Origin of the sequence: Chitinimonas koreensis (assembly GCF_014353015.1) — a bacterium.
GTDB classification, from domain to species: domain Bacteria; phylum Pseudomonadota; class Gammaproteobacteria; order Burkholderiales; family Chitinimonadaceae; genus Chitinimonas; species Chitinimonas koreensis.
The window spans coordinates 3545071-3559945 of sequence record NZ_CP060704.1 but is presented as its reverse complement, the minus strand read 5'-3'; the positions used below and the strand labels follow the sequence as shown (position 1 = coordinate 3559945).

Genomic DNA, 14875 nt, shown 5'->3' with positions numbered 1-14875 from the left:
GGTCCGGGGCGTTCGAGGGTGGTCGCGGTCATGGTTTCTCCTGGGATTGGTCAGTTGCAGCAGGTTTCGGCTTGCGCCAGCAGGCTGGCGTCGCACTTGGGACAGAACTCGTGGCGGCCGCTCAGGTAGCCGTGGCGCGGGCAGATCGAGAAGGTCGGCGTCACCGTGACGTAGGGCAGGCGGAAGTTGGCCAGCGCGCGCCGCACCAGCTGCTTGCAGGCCTCGGCGCTCGACACCGCCTCGTTCATGTAGAGGTGCAGCACGGTGCCGCCGGTGTAGCGGCCCTGCAGCGCCTCCTGCATCGCCAGCGCCTCGAACGGGTCGTCGGTATGGCCGACCGGCAGCTGGCTCGAATTGGTGTAGTAGGGCTGCTCGGCGGTGCCGGCCTGCAGGATGGCGGGCCAGCGCTTGCGGTCCTCGCGGGCGAAGCGGTAGGTGGTGCCCTCGGCCGGGGTGGCTTCGAGGTTGTAGAGGTGGCCGGTGGCCTGCTGGAACTCGGCCATCCGCGCCCGCACGCGGTCGAGCAGGCGCAGCGCCAGCGCGTGGCCGGCGGCGCCGGTGATGTCGTCGGCGTCGCCGCTGAAGTTGCGGATCATCTCGTTGATGCCGTTCACCCCGAGCGTGCTGAAGTGGTTGCGCAGGCTGCCCAGGTAGCGCCGGGTATACGGGTAGAGGCCCTGGTCGATGTAGCGCTGCACCACCTTGCGCTTGGTCTCCAGCACGTCGCGGCCCAGTTCCAGCAGCCGGTCCAGCGCGGCCATCAGGCCGGCCTCGTCGCCCGCGTGCAGATAGCCCAGCCGCGCGCAGTTCACCGTCACCACGCCGACCGAGCCGGTCTGCTCGGCCGAGCCGAACAGGCCGTTGCCGCGCTTGAGCAGCTCGCGCAGGTCCAGCTGCAGCCGGCAGCACATCGACCGCACCATGTGCGGCTCGAGGTCGGAATTGAGGAAGTTCTGAAAGTAGGGCAGGCCGTACTTGGCGGTCATCTCGAACAGCAGCGCGCTGTTCGGGTGGTCCCAGTCGAAGTCCGGCGTGATGTTGTAGGTCGGGATCGGGAAGGTGAAGGCGCGGCCGCGCGCGTCGCCGGCCATCATCACCTCGATGTAGGCGCGGTTGATCTGGTCCATCTCGGCCTGCAGCTCGCCGTAGCTGAACGGCATCTCCTCGCCGCCGACGTAGGGGATCTGCTCGCGCAGGTCGGCCGGGCAGGTCCAGTCGAAGGTCAGGTTGGTGAACGGCGTCTGGGTGCCCCAGCGGCTCGGCACGTTGAGGTTGTAGACCAGTTCCTGCATGGCTTGCCTGACCTCGGCGTAGCTCATCGCGTCGCGGCGGACGAAGGGCGCCATATAGGTGTCGAAGCTGGAGAAGGCCTGGGCGCCGGCCCATTCGTTCTGCAGCGTGCCGAGGAAGTTGACGATCTGGCCGATGGCGGCCGACATGTGGCGCGGCGGCGTGGCCTCGACCTTGCCCGGCACGCCGTTGAAGCCCTCGGTCAGCAATTGCCGCAGCGACCAGCCGGCGCAGTAGCCGCTCAGCATGTCGAGGTCGTGGATGTGCAGGTCGCCCTCGCGGTGGGCGCGGCCGGCCTCGGGGCTGTAGACGTGGCTGAGCCAGTAGTTGGCGGTGACCTTGCCGGCCACGTTGAGGATCAGCCCGCCCAGGCTGTAGCCCTGGTTGGCGTTGGCGTTGACGCGCCAGTCGCGCTGCTCGAGGTATTCCTCCATCGCGCTCTCGACGTCGACCAGGGTATGGGCCAGCGCGCGCAGGCGGGCGTGCTGCTCGCGGTAGACGATGTAGGCGCGGGCGGTGCGCCAGCAGCCGGCGGCGACCAGGATCTCCTCGACCCGGTTCTGGATCGCCTCGATCTGCGGGCAGGGCTCGCCGGCTAGGCTGGCGCAGACGCGGCGGCACAGCAGCTCGGCCACCGCCTCGTCGAATTCGCCGGTGGCGCGGCCGGCGGCAGCGATCGCCGCGGTGATCTTGGCGGCGTCGAAGGCGGCCGGGCGGCCGTCGCGTTTCATGACCTGCATCGACATCGAAACACTCCATCTAGTAGCTGATAAGCCATCCTACTACTAGATATTGTGGTTCTGGCCGGTCCGGCGCCGCTGCTTGCCAAACGCTTGACCGCGGTCAAGCCGGCCCGGCCGAGGCGTTCTAGAGGGTCCTGGAATAGCGCCGCAGCGGCTGGCCCTGCTGCAGGTAGCGGTCGAACGCCATGGCCACGTTGCGCACCAGCAGCCGGCCGCGCGGCAGCACGCGCAGGCGGCCGCCGGCCGGGTCCAGCTCGATCAGGCCGTCGGCGGCCAGCTGCGCCAGCCGCTCCAGCTCGGCGGCGAAATAGTCGGCGAAGCGGATGCCCCATTGCGTCTCGATCCGGCCCAGGTCGAGCTCGAACTGGCACATCAGCTCGCGGATCAGGCCGCGCCGCAGCGCGTCGTCGCGCGACAGGCCGATGCCGCGCAGCAGCGGCAGCCGGCCGGCGTCGAGCAGCGCGTAGTAGTCGTCGGTGCCGCGCACGTTCTGGCTGTAGCTGGCGCCGATCTTGCCGATGCCCGATACGCCCAGCGCCAGCAGGTCGATGTCGTCGCGGGTCGAATAGCCCTGGAAGTTGCGCTGCAGCGTGCCGGCGCGCTGCGCCACCGCCAGTTCGTCGCCGGGCAGGGCGAAGTGGTCCATGCCGATGTAGACGTAGCCGGCCGCCGTCAGCCGGGCGATGGCGAGGCCCAGGAGGTCGAGCTTGGCGCTCGGCGAGGGCAGCTCGGCCTCGTCGATCTGGCGCTGGGTCTTGAACAGGTGCGGCAGGTGGGCGTAGTGGTAGACCGACAGCCGGTCGGGCCGCGCCGCGATCACCTTGTCCAACGTGGCGCCGAAGCCGGCCTGGGTCTGCAGCGGCAGGCCGTAGATCAGGTCGATCGAGATCGAGCGGAAGCCGTGGGCGCGCGCCGCCTCGATCACCGCCAGCGTCTCTTCCTCGCTTTGGATGCGGTTGACCGCGCGCTGCACCGCCGGGTCGAAATCCTGCACGCCCAGGCTCATGCGGTTGAAGCCGAGCTCGGCCAGCCGCGCCACCGTGGCCGGGCCGACCTTGCGCGGGTCGATCTCGATCGAGTACTCGCCCTCGGCGGCCGGGGCGAAGTCGAAGTGGCGCCGCAGCGTGCCGATCAGCCGCGCCAGCTGCGCGTCGGACAGGAAGGTCGGCGTGCCGCCGCCGAAATGCATCTGCTCGATGCGGGCGCGGCCTGCGAACAGCGGCGCCTGCAGCGCGATCTCGCGCTCGAGGTAGTCGAGGTAGACCTCGGCGTGGGCGCGGTTCTTGGTGATGATCTTGTTGCAGCCGCAGTAGTAGCAGATGGTGTCGCAGAACGGGATGTGCAGGTAGAGCGACAGCGGCCGCGCCGCGCCGGCCGGGAAATTCTCGGCCACCGCGGCGCGGTATTCGGCCTCGCCGAAGCCGTCGTGGAAGCGGTCGGCGCTGGGGTAGGAGGTGTAGCGCGGGCCGTTGCCGGCCAGCCGCTCGATCAGGGCCTTGTCGAACTGCAGGCCCTGGACGTCGAAGTCGTCGCGGCCGCCGGGCGGCGGGGAATACGGTGCGTTCATGATGGCAGGCGATCGGGGAGGGCGAGGCGGCCAGTATGGGCGGCCGGCCGCCGCGCTGCGTTGAGGGAGATCAAACCGCTTCGCGGGCCGGCCGGCAGCCGCCGGACGGCGGCACGATGCCGAGCTGGCGCTGCAGCGGGCCGGGCCGCTCGACCAGGTCGGCCAGGGTGGTCCGGTCGAGCACCGCGTAGAAGGTCTCGAAGGCGTCGTGCAGCACGCCGGCCAGGCGGCAGTCGGCGCTCAGGCGGCAGCGCCGGTCCGAGGTGGCGCAGCCGACCGGCGCCGCGCCGCCCTCGGCCGAGCGCAGCACGTCGCCGAGCGCGATCTCGGCGGCGGGACGCGCCAGCCGGATGCCGCCGCCCTTGCCGCGCAGCGCCTGGACCAGGCCGCGGCGCACCAGCTGGTGCGCCACCTTGGTCAGGTGATGGACCGACACGTCGTAGGCCTCGGCGACCGTCTGGATGGTCACCAGCCGGTCGCCGTGCAGCGCCAGGTAGATCAGCAGCCGCAGGGTGTGATCGCTGAATTGGGTCAGTCGCATGGCGGCCTCGCTGCCTGCTTCAGCCCTTGGCCGGCTTGAGCGCCGCGGCCGGCCGCGGCGCGCGGTCGTTGCGCAGCAGCTTCCAGGCGAACAGCGCCAGCAGCAGCGCGCCGCAGGCGAACACGATGTCGCCCGGTACCCGCAGCCAGACCAGCGCGGTCATCGCCGCCGAGTGGACGATCTCGGGCGAACGCGCGTACCACAGCCCTCGCTGACGCTGGCCCAGGCCTGGTAGATGCCGGCTGGCAGCAGCGACATGAACACCATCATCGCCAGCCCGCCGTTGAGCAGCCAGAACGCCTTGCCGACCAGGCCGTCGTGCCACTGCGCGCGCGGCGACAGGCCGCGCAGGCAGAACAGCAGGAGGCCGATGCCGAGCATGCCGTAGACGCCGAACAGCGCGGCATGGCCGTGGGCGGCGGTCATGTTGAGGCCCTGCACGTAGTAGAGCGCGATCGGCGGATTGATGGCGAAGCCGAGCAGGCCGGCGCCGACCGAGTTCCAGAAACCGACCGCCACGAAGCACAGGATCGGCCAGCGGTAGCCGGCCACCCACGGCGCCGCCTTGCTGCGCCGGTAGGTGCGGTAGCCCTCGAGGCCGATCAGCGCCAGCGGCACCACTTCGAGCGCCGAGAACATCGCGCCGACGGCGATCACCGAGGTCGGCGTACCGGTGAAGTAGAGGTGGTGCAGGGTGCCCAGGATGCCGCCGAACAGGAACACGATGGTTTCCAGCACGATGGCCGAGTTGGCGGTGGCGGCACGGATCAGGCCCAGCCGGGTGAAGATCAGCGCGATCACGGCGGTGGCGAACACCTCGAAGAAGCCTTCCACCCACAGGTGGACCAGCCACCAGCGCCAGTATTCGATCATCGAGTAGTGGCTGTGCCGGCCCCACATCAGCGAGCTGGCGTAGAAGCCGCCGATGCAGGCCGCCGACAGGAACACCATGGCGATCAGGCCGCGGCTCTCGCCCGGGCGCTTGAGCGCCGGCCACAGCGCGCGGCCCATCAGCAGCAGCCAGAACAACAGGCCGACGAACAGCAGGTACTGCCAGACCCGGCCCATGCTGGTGTATTCGAGGCCCTGGTTGCCGAGCCAGAAGCTGAAGGTGGTGCCGAGCTGCTGCAGCGAGCCGATCCAGCCGCAGGCGATCGAGCCGGCCACGATCAAGAGCAGCGCGTAGAACAGCAGGTCGACGCCGAGCTTCTGCAGCGGCGGCTCGCGGCCCGACAGCGCCGGCGCGATATAGAGGCCGGTGGCCAGCCAGGCGGTGGCGATCCACAGCACGCCGAGCTGGGTATGGATGGTGCGGCTGACCACGAAGGGCAGCAGTTCGGCCAGCGGCAGGCCGAAGAAGCTCTGGCCCTCGACCGCATAGTGGGCCGACACCACGCCCATGCCGATCTGCACCAGCAACAGCGCGATCACCACGTAGAAGTACTTGCGGGTGGCGCGCATCGACGGCGTGGCGACCAGGTCGAACAGCGGGTCGCGCTTGGGCGCGGCCGGGTCGGCCTCCTCGTGCCCGGCCATGTGGAACCACACCATGGCGGCGATGCCGGCGATCAGCAGGATCACGCTGGCGATCGACCAGACGCCGTTGCCGGTGGTCGGCCGGTTGTCGACCAGCGGCTCGTGCGGCCAGTTGCTGGTGTAGGAGAGGCCGCTCTCGCCGGGCCGGTCGGTGGCAGCCGCCCAGGCGCTCCAGAAGAAGAAGGCCGGCAGCGCCGCGCGGTCGGCCGGGTCGGCGATCGCCGGCGCGGTCATTGCGTACTGCTCGCGCAGCTTGGCCAGCGCTGGATCGTCGCCGAACAGGCCGCGGTAGTGGGCGGACTGGGCGGCGATGGCGCGGGCGCGTTCGGCGCTGACGGTCAGCGTGCCGCTGGCGGCGTCGTAGCGGTTGCGCCGCAGCTCGGCCTTGAGCTGGGCGGCGATCATCGCCTGGCCGTCGGCGTCGAGTTCGGCGAAGCGCTGCCGGAACTGCTGCAGCGCCAGCTCGTCGCGCAGCGCCAGCGCCTCGCGGTGCAGCCAGTCGGCCGACCAGTCGGGCGCGATATAGCTGCCGTGGCCCCAGACCGAGCCCAGTTGCTGGCCGCCGGCCGCCAGCCAGGCTTCCTGGCCGCGCTGGATCTGTTCGCCGCTGAACAGGGTCTGGCCGTCGGCGTCGACGACGCGGGCCGGGATCGGCGGGGCCGCGAGATAGATCTCGCGGCCGATCCAGCCGAGCACGGCGAACGATAGGAGAAAGATGACGGCGAGCGCGCGCCACAATCGGCGTGAAGCTTTCATGATGTCCTCGCAGGGGTTGGGATCGGGATGGCGATGCAGGTCATCCTACGGCGCGCGATTTGAAGTTGCATTGGCAGTGCATGTTTTCTTGACCGCGCTCAAGCCCATGAAAAAACCGCGCCGTGGCGCGGTTTTTCGAGTTGCGGAAAGGGACGGTTTCAGCCCGGCTTGCCGTCGACGCGGGCGCGCCAGTAGATCGGCAGCACGCGGCAGGCCCAGGCCAGCATCAACAGCAGCCAGCCGACCGAGGCCAGGTGCAGCCAGGCCGGCGGCAGGCCGAACAGGGCGGCCGCGACGCGCAGCAGCGCCACCGCGTGCAGCCCCAGGTAGATCGCCCAGTAGACGTTGTCGGCCTGCAGCTGGCGGCCGCTGTGGCCGAGGCTGACGCGGGTGACGAAGCCGACCAGCATGGTGCAGCAGAAGCCCATTCCCAGCGCGTGGGCCGGCGCTGCGCCGACCTGCAGGCCGAGCGCGGCCAGCCCCTGCAGCAGCAGCGCCGGCGCCAGCCAGGCGAACGACAGGTGCAGCATGGCCAGCAGCCGGTTGCCCAGGCTGGTCGCCAGTCCCCAGCGCCAGCTCGCCCAGCCGAGGCTGGCCGCCAGCGCGAAGGCCAGCGCCGCTTCCAGCTGTGGCACGCCGGCGAGGCCGACGACGGCCAGGCCGGCGCAGGCCAGCAGCCAGCCGTCGAGCAGCCAGGCCGGCCGCCACGGCGCAATGGCGGGCAGCGCCGAATGGGTGAAGAACGGGATCATGCGGTGGCAGACGATCAGGAACACCGGCAGCAGGAAGCCCCACAGCGTCAGCTGGCGGCATTGCCACCACAGCATGCCCTCGCCCGAGCGCACCCACAGCAGCGCCAGCATCAGCGCGACCGAGCCGGCCAGCATGGCGTAGAACAGCCGCAGCGCATGGCGCTTGTCGGCCGCTCGGCTGCGGCCGATGCATTGCAGCCAGCGCAGCGCCGCCAAGCTCCAGCTCAGCTGCATCAGCAGCAGGCCGGCCGCCGGCCAGCTGCCGCCGCGGCCGAAGCCGGCCAGCGCCAACAGCAGGCCGCTGAAGTAGCCGAGCGCCAGCGGCGCATGCCGGCCCGGAGCCGGCACGTCGAGCCAGCGCGGGCCAGCGGTGAAGATGAAGCCCAGCATGAACAGCGGGAACACCCCGAGCGGCATCAGCAGCGCATGCACCAGCATGGCCGGGTAGCCGCCGCCGGCCGGCGCGGCGAGGCGCACGGCCCACCAGGCGGCCAGGGTCAGCACGGCCAGCACGCCGGCGCTGAAGTAGAGCCGGTGCGGCACCTCGAGCAGGCGGCGGATGGCCGATCGCGGCGTCGGGGCGGCGGTTTCGAACACGGTCAAGCTCATGTCCGCGCTCCCCGGCGTTGCCGCATGTTGCGGCCGATCGCGGCCAGCACCTCGGGTGCCAGCCGTTGCGCGGCCGGGTAGAGTTCGCCCTCCTCGCGCCGGGCATGGTCGGGATAGCGGCGGGCGAATTCGTCGAGCTCGGCCGGCCGCACCGGCAGGCCCTGCTGCGCCACGGCCTCGAGCCAGGGCCGCACCGCCCGCCACAGCGCGTCGAGCTCGCCGTGCTCGGCTTCGAGCGCCGCCAGCGCCGCATCGAGCGCGGGGTCGCCGAGCCGGCGCAGGGCGGGGAACAGGTCTTCCTCCTCGTCGGCATGGTGCAGCGGCGCCGCCAGGTCGAAATAGCGCAACACGTTGCGCGCCGCGGTGGCGGCCTCCTCGTCGGTGCCGTGGCGGGCCAGGTGCAGGTCGAGCCGCAGGCTCAGCCCGGCGAAGCGCCGGACCTTGTCGTGGCAGCTCAGCAGGAGCTCGACCGGATGATCGAAGCCGGGGGCGAGATCGGGGGCGAGATCGGGGCCGGGATTGGGCATGGCGGGCTCGTCGCAGGATGGAATGGCGACATTGTCCGCGCGGGCGGGCGGCGGCGATCTGTCCGCGATCAAGGAATCGGCGATGGAACGGCGGCGGGGCGCGGCTGGAGATCGCCGCGGCCAGGCGGGGTAGGGCGGGGGGAAAAGCAAAAGCCCTGAAATCGTTCAGGGCTTTTCTTCGAATGCTGGCGGAGAGAGGGGGATTCGAACCCCCGATAGGCTATTAACCTATACACGCTTTCCAGGCGTGCGACTTAAACCACTCATCCATCTCTCCGCGAAGGGTGCGCATTATGCCGCAAGCGCCGGGGCGCCGCAAATCGGCGGCGTCCGCGGCCGTCCGGCCTCGCCTCAGCGCGGCGGCAGCATGCTGACCTTGGCGTGCAGGCCGCACTCCTTGTTCTCCGGGTTCTCCCACCACCAGCGGCCGGCGCGCACGTCTTCGCCGACCGCGATCGCGCGCGTGCACGGCGCGCAGCCGATGCTCGGGTAGTGGCGGTCGTGCAGCGCGTTGTAGGGCACGGCGTAGGCCTTGATGTAGTCCCACACCTCGCGCTCGGTCCACTCCAGCAGCGGGTTGAATTTCTGCAGGCCGTTGCCGGCGTCCCATTCCTGTTCCTGCATGTCGGTGCGGGTGGTCGACTGCTCGCGCCGCAGGCCGGTGACCCAGGCCTGGCGGCCGGTCAGCGCGCGCGCCAGCGGCTCGAGCTTGCGGATGCGGCAGCATTCCTTGCGCGCCTCGATCGACTGGTAGAAGGCGTTGATGCCCTGCACGTTGACGTAGGCCTCGACCGATTCGGCGCGCGGGAAGTAGACCTTCACCGGCACCGCCGGGTAGGCCTCGGCGGTCCGCTGCATCAGGTCGTAGGTCTCGGCCGGCAGGCGGCCGGTGTCGAGGCTGAAGATGTCGATCGCGATGCCGTGGCGGGCGATCAGGTCGGTCAGCACCATGTCCTCGGCGCCGAGCGAATTGGCGAACACCGCCGGCGCGTGTTCGGCGGCGATGCGCTGCAGCTGCGCGACGGTGTGCGCGAGCTTGGCCTCGAGGGCCGGGGGAAGGACGGTTTCCATGGTTCGGGGCTCCATGACGGGGTCGCCGCCTCTGCGGGCGGTCAGGGGAATACGGTCGGGTGGCGTCACCACATCAGCTTGAGGCCGACCAGCGCCAGCATCAATGCCAGCGCCGGCCGCAGCGCGCCGTCGGGCACCCGGCCGGTCAGGTGGCTGCCGATCCAGATGCCGGGCAGCGAACCGCACAGGAGGTTGCCCAGCAGGTACCAGTCGATGTTGCCGAGGCCGGCGTGGCCCAGGCCCGCCACCAGCGTCAGCGGCACAGCGTGGGCGATCTCGGTGCCGACCAGGCGGGCGGTCGGGATCAGCGGGAACAGCAGGAACAGCGCGATGGTGCCGATGGCGCCGGCGCCGATCGACGACAGCGTGACCAGCACGCCGAGCAGCACGCCGGTGGCCAGCTGGCCGGCGTAGCGGGCGCGGCCGGCCGCGGCGGAGGCTTCGCGCCGGGCCGGGTTGCGCGTCAGCGCCAAGAGGCGCTGCTTGAACAGGATGGCCAGCGCGGTGAGCACCAGGGCGATGCCCAGCGATTGCTTGATCAGCGCGTTGAGGGTGGCGACGTCGGGGTGCCACAGGTGCAGCACGGCCAGCGTGGCGAGCGAGGCGGGCAGGCTGCCGGCGGCCAGCCAGCCGGCGATCTTCCAGTCGATATTGCCCGCGCGCTGGTGCACCAGCACGCCGCCGCCCTTGGTGATGGCGGCGTAGAGCAGGTCGGTGCCGACCGCGGTGGCGGGGTTGATGCCGAACCACAGCAGGATCGGCGTCATCAGCGAGCCGCCGCCCACGCCGGTCAGGCCGACGATGAAACCAACCGCGAGCCCGGAGAGTACGTAGGCGAAATCCATCGGGTCCAGCCTGAGACAAAGACCGCGATGTTAGCGCTCGGTCCAAATAATCATAAAAGACTGATGTGTTAAGATTTTATAAAGCAGGGTTATTTCGTTCGGCTGCGGCGGGACCGGCGGCGCGGGGGCGCGCGTCGGCAGTGCGGGCCGGGATTCCAGGGTGGGACATGAAACTACAACAACTGCGTTACCTCGTCGAAGTCGCCAAGCAGGGCCTCAACGTCTCGGATGCCGCCGAGGCGCTGCACACCTCGCAGCCGGGCATTTCCAAGCAGATCCGGCTGCTCGAGGACGAGCTCGGCGTGCAGGTCTTCGTGCGCAACGGCAAGCGGGTGGTCGACGTGACCGCGCCGGGCCGCGAGATCCTCGCCATCTCCGAGCGCATCCTGCGCGAGGCGCGCAACCTCAAGCGGGTGGCCGAGGAATTCGTCAACGAGCAGGAAGGCAGCCTGGTGGTGGCCACCACCCACACCCAGGCGCGCTACGCGCTGCCGCCGACCATCCACGACTTCATGACGCGCTACCCGGGCGTGAAGCTGTCGATCAAGCAGGGCAGCCCGACCCAGATCTGCGAATTCGTGCTCGACGGCTCGGCCGACATCGCCATCGCCACCGAGGGCATCGACCAGTTCCCCGAGCTCGCCATGCTCGACTGCTACGCCTGGAACCGCAGCATCATCGTGCCGGACAACCATCCGCTGCTCGACGTGAAGGGCCGCCTGCGCATCGAGGACGTGGCCAAGTACCCGATCATCACCTACGACTTCGCCTTCACCGGCCGTTCCAAGATCAACCGCTCGTTCGAGGAAGCGGGGCTCACCCCCAACGTGGTGCTGACCGCGATCGACACCGACGTGATCAAGACCTACGTCGGCCTCGGCCTGGGCATCGGCATCGTCGCCAGCATGGCCTTCGACGTGCAGCGCGACGTCGGCCTGTTCGCGATCGACGCCAGCCACCTGTTCGAGCCGTCGACCACCCATATCGGTATCCGCCGCGACGCCTACCTGCGCGGCTACACCTATGCCTTCATCGAGCGCTTCGCGCCGCACCTGTCGCGGCCGATCGTGGAGCGCGCGCTGAACAACCGCGGCGACGACGAATAACGGGCGCTGACGGCGCTTTCTCACCGCTTCGTACCTGTAGGTCGGACTCCAGTCCGACGACGCCGCCGGATTGCGATCGTCGTCGGACTGGAGTCCGACCTGCTTTGGAGAGACCGAAGGGCGCCGCCTCTTTTTGCGGTGCTCGCCACAGAGAGGACGGCCGGTCGTGCAATTTCCGCCTTCCGGGTATAACATACCGTCAAGAATGTTTACTTGGAGAGGACCACCATGAGAACCAGCCTGTTGTTGGTGCTCTGCCTGCCGCTCGCCGCGTGCAGCATCGATGTCGACCATGACGAGAAGAGCGGCGACGTGAAGAAGGTGCACGTCTCGATCGGCAGCGTCGGCGGCGTGCACGGCAACGGCACGATCAAGTCCGAGACGCGCACGGTCGCCGCGGTGAAGAAGGTGCAGGCCACCGGCAGCGTGGACGTCGACATCCGCATCGGCTCGACGCCGAGCCTGACGGTCGAGGCCGACGAGAACCTGCTGTCCATGATCCATACCGAGCAGACCGGCGACACGCTGACGATCCGCACCGAGGGCAGCTTCTCGACCAACCACCCGTTCAAGGTGACCCTGGTCACGCCGTCGGTCGAGGCGCTGACGCACACCGGTTCGGGCGACGTGGACCTCGCCGGCCTGGCCGGCGGCGACCTGGCGGTCGAGAGCACCGGCTCGGGCGATACCCGGCTCGGCGGCAAGGTCGGCAAGCTCACGCTGCGGCTGGTCGGTTCGGGCGACCTGTCCGGCGACGGGCTGATGCCGAGCCAGGCCAAGGTCGAGCTGATGGGTTCGGGCGACGTCGATCTCGGCCGCATCGAGGTCGAGCGCTTCGAGGTCGCGGTGAACGGCTCGGGCCGCGTCAGCGCCAACGGCACCGCGCGCACGCTCAGCGGCAAGGTGATGGGCTCGGGCGACCTGGAACTGGGCCAGCTGCAGGCCGAGGACGCCGAGCTCGAGCTGGTCGGCTCGGGCAATATCGAGGCCTACGCCAAGCAGTCGGTCAAGGCGCGCGCCAGCGGCTCGGGCGACCTCACGGTGCACGGCTCGCCGGCCAAGCAGGAATTGAGCGGCAAGAACCTGTCGGTCGAGGAATAGCGCCCGGCGACCGGCGCCTGCGCGACCGGGCATGCAGCAAGACAAAACCGGCCGAAAGGCCGGTTTTGTCGTTTTAAGCCGAGCAGGCAAGGGCATCGACGGAGGTCCAGGGCGATCCTGGAGGAGCGGCTTCAGCCGCGAATCGCCGAAGAGATCACTGCGCCTTCGCGGCTGAAGCCGCTCCTGCAAGAAAACGCCGCGGGCAGTCAGACCTTCCCCGAATGCCAGTCGGCCAGGAAGTCGGCCACCTTCTCGGCCGGCAGCGGCGCCGCGACCAGGAAGCCCTGCATCTCGTCGCAGCCGAGCTGTTCGAGGAAGTCGAGCTGCTGGGCGGTCTCGACGCCCTCGGCGATCACCGTGAGGCGCAGGTTCTTGGCCAGGCTGACGATGGCGCCGGCGATGGCGGCATCGTCCGGGTCGTCGAGGATGTCGATCACGAAGGAGCGGTCGACCTTGAGCTTGTCGAGCGGGAAGCGCTTGAGGTAGCTGAGCGAGGAATAGCCGGTGCCGAAGTCGTCGATCGCCAGCCGCACGCCCATGCGCTTGAGCTTGCCCAGCGTCAGGATCGCCTCGTTGACGTCGTCCATCAGCGTGCTCTCGGTCACCTCCAGCTCCAGCCATTCGGACGCGAGGCCGGCCTCGGCCAGCGCCTCGGCGGCGACCTCGTCGAGCTGCTCGGCGAACTGGCGCGCCGACACGTTGACCGCCACCGGCGCGGTCAACAGGCCGGCCGCCTGCCAGGCCTTGTTCTGGCGGCAGGCTTCCTTCATCGCCCAGCGGCCCAGCGGCACGATCAGGCCCGATTCCTCGGCGGCCGGGATGAAGCGGTTGGGCGGCACCAGGCCCATCTCGGGATGGCGCCAGCGCATCAGCGCCTCCATGCCGATCACCTTGCGCGTCTTCAGGTCGATCTGCGGCTGGTAGTAGAGGCGGAACTCGTCGCGCGCCAGGCCCTGGCGCAGGTGGTTCTCCAGCAGCAGGAACTCGGCGCTGCGCTGGTTCATGTCCTGGGTGAAGAAGCGGAAGGTGTTGCGGCCGGCGCGCTTGGCCGCCTGCATGGCGGTCTCGGCGTGCTGCACCAGGGTCTCGCGGTCCTCGCCGTCGTCGGGGAATACCGCGATGCCGATGCTGGCGGTCACCGTCAGGGTCTGGCCGCCGGCCTCGTGTGGCGCGGCCAGCGCCAGCAAGAGGCGGCCGGCCTGGGTGGCCGCCTGGTCGGGGCTGCCGAGCTCGGGCAGCAGCAGCAGGAACTGGTCGGCGCCGTAGCGGCTCACCGTGGCGCCGTCGTCGGCCGCCTCGCCCAGCCGCTGCGATACCGCGCGCAGCAGGCGGTCGCCCTGGCTGTTGCCCAGCGTGTCGTTGATCACCTTGAAGCGGTCGAGGTCGACGAACAGCAGGGCCAGGCCGCCGCCGGTGCGCTCGGCGCGCGAGATCGCCTGGGCGATCCGGTCGGACAGCAGCGCGCGGTTGGGCAGGCTGGTCAGCACGTCGTAGTAGGCCAGCCGCTCGAGCTGCTGCTCGAAGCGCTGGCGCTCGCTCAGGTCGGTGAAGATGGCCAGGTAGTGCTCGAGGTCGCCCTCGCCGTCGCGCACCCGTACCACCGTCTGCCAGGTCGGCAGCAGCTTGCCGTCGCGGCCGCGGTAGATCACCTCGCCCTGCCAGGTGCCGTCGTATTCGAGCGCGTGCCAGATGTCGAGGTAGGGATTGTGGTTCTGGGTACCGCCGGCCACCAGCAGGTCGGGCCGCTCGCCGAGCACCTCGCCGGGCGGATAGCCGGTCAGCGCCGAGAAGGCCGGGTTGACCAACCGCACGCGGCGGTCGGCGCCGAGCACCATCAGGCCCTCGGTGGTGTGCTCGAACATCATCATGGCCAGCCGGGCGCGTTCTTCGGCCTCGGCCACCTCGGTGACGTCGCGCGCGCTGTGCAGCGCGCCGACGATGCGGCCGTCGGCGTCGAGGCAGGGCTCGACCCGGGCGTCGAGGCAGCGGCGGCCCACGCTGGGCAGATCGCGCCAGGCGCGCGTGCGGCTCACCTCGCCGCCGAGCGCGGCTTCGAGCTGCGCCACCACGCGGTCGACGTGCTCGGGCGGGTAGACCTGGCGGGCGTGCAATCCGGTGACGTGATCGGCCGAGGTGCCGAGGAGCTCCAGCGCCGACGCATTGGCGATGCGGCAGACCAGCTGCTTGTCGAATGCCAGCAGCGCATCGCCGAAGCGGTTGAGCAGCGCGGCGGTATAGGACCACTGGGCGGAGGAGGGGCGGTTTCCTGCATCGAAACGGGCGGCCAATGGGGAATCCATCCACTTTAGCCGATTCCTGTGCCGCCCGCACAAGGCCTGGCGCGGCCGGGCGGCGATGCAACCTTCGCGGCCCCGGCGGGACGAAGACCCCGAAGCGAGCCTCGCGCTAGAATCGAGCGCTTAACCTGGAG

The 14875-nt window shown here is 69.9% G+C and carries 12 protein-coding genes and 1 tRNA gene; 2 read left to right on the top strand and 11 right to left on the bottom strand.

The annotated features are described in order from the left end of the window. Positions 1 to 50: 50 nt before the first annotated feature. From H9L41_RS14685 to H9L41_RS14645, 10 genes are all read right to left on the bottom strand, one after another. Entirely contained in the window at positions 51 to 2036 is a 1986-nt protein-coding gene (locus tag H9L41_RS14685; RefSeq protein WP_028444452.1) for a ribonucleoside triphosphate reductase, read from the bottom strand. 121 nt (positions 2037 to 2157) lie between these two features. Beyond that, on the bottom strand, positions 2158 to 3600 hold the full coding sequence (gene hemN / locus H9L41_RS14680) for an oxygen-independent coproporphyrinogen III oxidase (RefSeq protein ID WP_028444451.1): 1443 nt from the start codon (positions 3598 to 3600) through the stop codon (positions 2158 to 2160). A 70-nt stretch (positions 3601 to 3670) separates the two neighbouring features. Beyond that, positions 3671 to 4141, bottom strand: coding sequence for an RrF2 family transcriptional regulator (locus H9L41_RS14675; RefSeq protein ID WP_028444450.1), 471 nt, complete (start codon positions 4139 to 4141; stop codon positions 3671 to 3673). Between the two features lie 19 nt (positions 4142 to 4160). Then, positions 4161 to 4304 (bottom strand): hypothetical protein, encoded by a 144-nt coding sequence (locus tag H9L41_RS25810; protein WP_308419522.1) that lies wholly within the window; start codon positions 4302 to 4304, stop codon positions 4161 to 4163. After that, positions 4301 to 6433 (bottom strand): nitric-oxide reductase large subunit, encoded by a 2133-nt coding sequence (locus tag H9L41_RS14670; protein ID WP_308419521.1) that lies wholly within the window; start codon positions 6431 to 6433, stop codon positions 4301 to 4303. The genes H9L41_RS25810 and H9L41_RS14670 overlap by 4 nt, the downstream gene beginning before the upstream one ends. Before the next feature lie 158 nt (positions 6434 to 6591). After that, a complete protein-coding gene (locus H9L41_RS14665; protein WP_028444448.1) occupies positions 6592 to 7794 on the bottom strand; it encodes an NnrS family protein in 1203 nt (400 codons plus the stop codon). Beyond that, a complete protein-coding gene (locus H9L41_RS14660; protein ID WP_034605850.1) occupies positions 7791 to 8321 on the bottom strand; it encodes a hemerythrin domain-containing protein in 531 nt (176 codons plus the stop codon). Before H9L41_RS14660 ends, H9L41_RS14665 begins: the two co-directional genes overlap by 4 nt. Positions 8322 to 8507: 186 nt before the next feature. Next, a tRNA-Ser gene (locus H9L41_RS14655) sits at positions 8508 to 8598 on the bottom strand. Between the two features lie 74 nt (positions 8599 to 8672). Continuing rightward, positions 8673 to 9392, bottom strand: coding sequence for a phosphoadenylyl-sulfate reductase (locus H9L41_RS14650; RefSeq protein WP_028444446.1), 720 nt, complete (start codon positions 9390 to 9392; stop codon positions 8673 to 8675). 65 nt (positions 9393 to 9457) lie between these two features. Continuing rightward, entirely contained in the window at positions 9458 to 10237 is a 780-nt protein-coding gene (locus H9L41_RS14645) for a sulfite exporter TauE/SafE family protein (protein ID WP_157461776.1), read from the bottom strand. Positions 10238 to 10404: 167 nt separating this feature from the next. On the opposite strand from H9L41_RS14645, the gene cysB reads away from it, so the two are divergent. Both cysB and H9L41_RS14635 read left to right on the top strand, forming a co-directional pair. After that, positions 10405 to 11343 (top strand): HTH-type transcriptional regulator CysB, encoded by a 939-nt coding sequence (cysB, locus tag H9L41_RS14640; RefSeq protein ID WP_028444444.1) that lies wholly within the window; start codon positions 10405 to 10407, stop codon positions 11341 to 11343. 228 nt (positions 11344 to 11571) lie between these two features. Then, on the top strand, positions 11572 to 12444 hold the full coding sequence (locus H9L41_RS14635) for a head GIN domain-containing protein (protein ID WP_028444443.1): 873 nt from the start codon (positions 11572 to 11574) through the stop codon (positions 12442 to 12444). 206 nt (positions 12445 to 12650) lie between these two features. Here the strand turns inward: H9L41_RS14635 and H9L41_RS14630 are convergent, their stop codons facing one another. Continuing rightward, positions 12651 to 14744, bottom strand: coding sequence for a putative bifunctional diguanylate cyclase/phosphodiesterase (locus H9L41_RS14630; protein ID WP_187523436.1), 2094 nt, complete (start codon positions 14742 to 14744; stop codon positions 12651 to 12653). Positions 14745 to 14875: the final 131 nt, after the last annotated feature.

Bases quoted from the DNA above. Each gene is read 5' to 3' on its own strand.
- cysB (WP_028444444.1), top strand. From the start codon at position 10,405: ATGAAACTACAACAACTGCGTTACCTCGTCGAAGTCGCCAAGCAGGGC.
- H9L41_RS14675 (WP_028444450.1), bottom strand. From the start codon at position 4,141: ATGCGACTGACCCAATTCAGCGATCACACCCTGCGGCTGCTGATCTAC.
- H9L41_RS14645 (WP_157461776.1), bottom strand. From the start codon at position 10,237: ATGGATTTCGCCTACGTACTCTCCGGGCTCGCGGTTGGTTTCATCGTC.
- H9L41_RS14665 (WP_028444448.1), bottom strand. From the start codon at position 7,794: ATGAGCTTGACCGTGTTCGAAACCGCCGCCCCGACGCCGCGATCGGCC.
- H9L41_RS14685 (WP_028444452.1), bottom strand. From the start codon at position 2,036: ATGTCGATGCAGGTCATGAAACGCGACGGCCGCCCGGCCGCCTTCGAC.
- H9L41_RS14635 (WP_028444443.1), top strand. From the start codon at position 11,572: ATGAGAACCAGCCTGTTGTTGGTGCTCTGCCTGCCGCTCGCCGCGTGC.
- H9L41_RS14650 (WP_028444446.1), bottom strand. From the start codon at position 9,392: ATGGAAACCGTCCTTCCCCCGGCCCTCGAGGCCAAGCTCGCGCACACC.
- H9L41_RS14660 (WP_034605850.1), bottom strand. From the start codon at position 8,321: ATGCCCAATCCCGGCCCCGATCTCGCCCCCGATCTCGCCCCCGGCTTC.
- H9L41_RS14670 (WP_308419521.1), bottom strand. From the start codon at position 6,433: ATGAAAGCTTCACGCCGATTGTGGCGCGCGCTCGCCGTCATCTTTCTC.
- H9L41_RS25810 (WP_308419522.1), bottom strand. From the start codon at position 4,304: ATGACCGCGCTGGTCTGGCTGCGGGTACCGGGCGACATCGTGTTCGCC.
- hemN (WP_028444451.1), bottom strand. From the start codon at position 3,600: ATGAACGCACCGTATTCCCCGCCGCCCGGCGGCCGCGACGACTTCGAC.
- H9L41_RS14630 (WP_187523436.1), bottom strand. From the start codon at position 14,744: ATGGATTCCCCATTGGCCGCCCGTTTCGATGCAGGAAACCGCCCCTCC.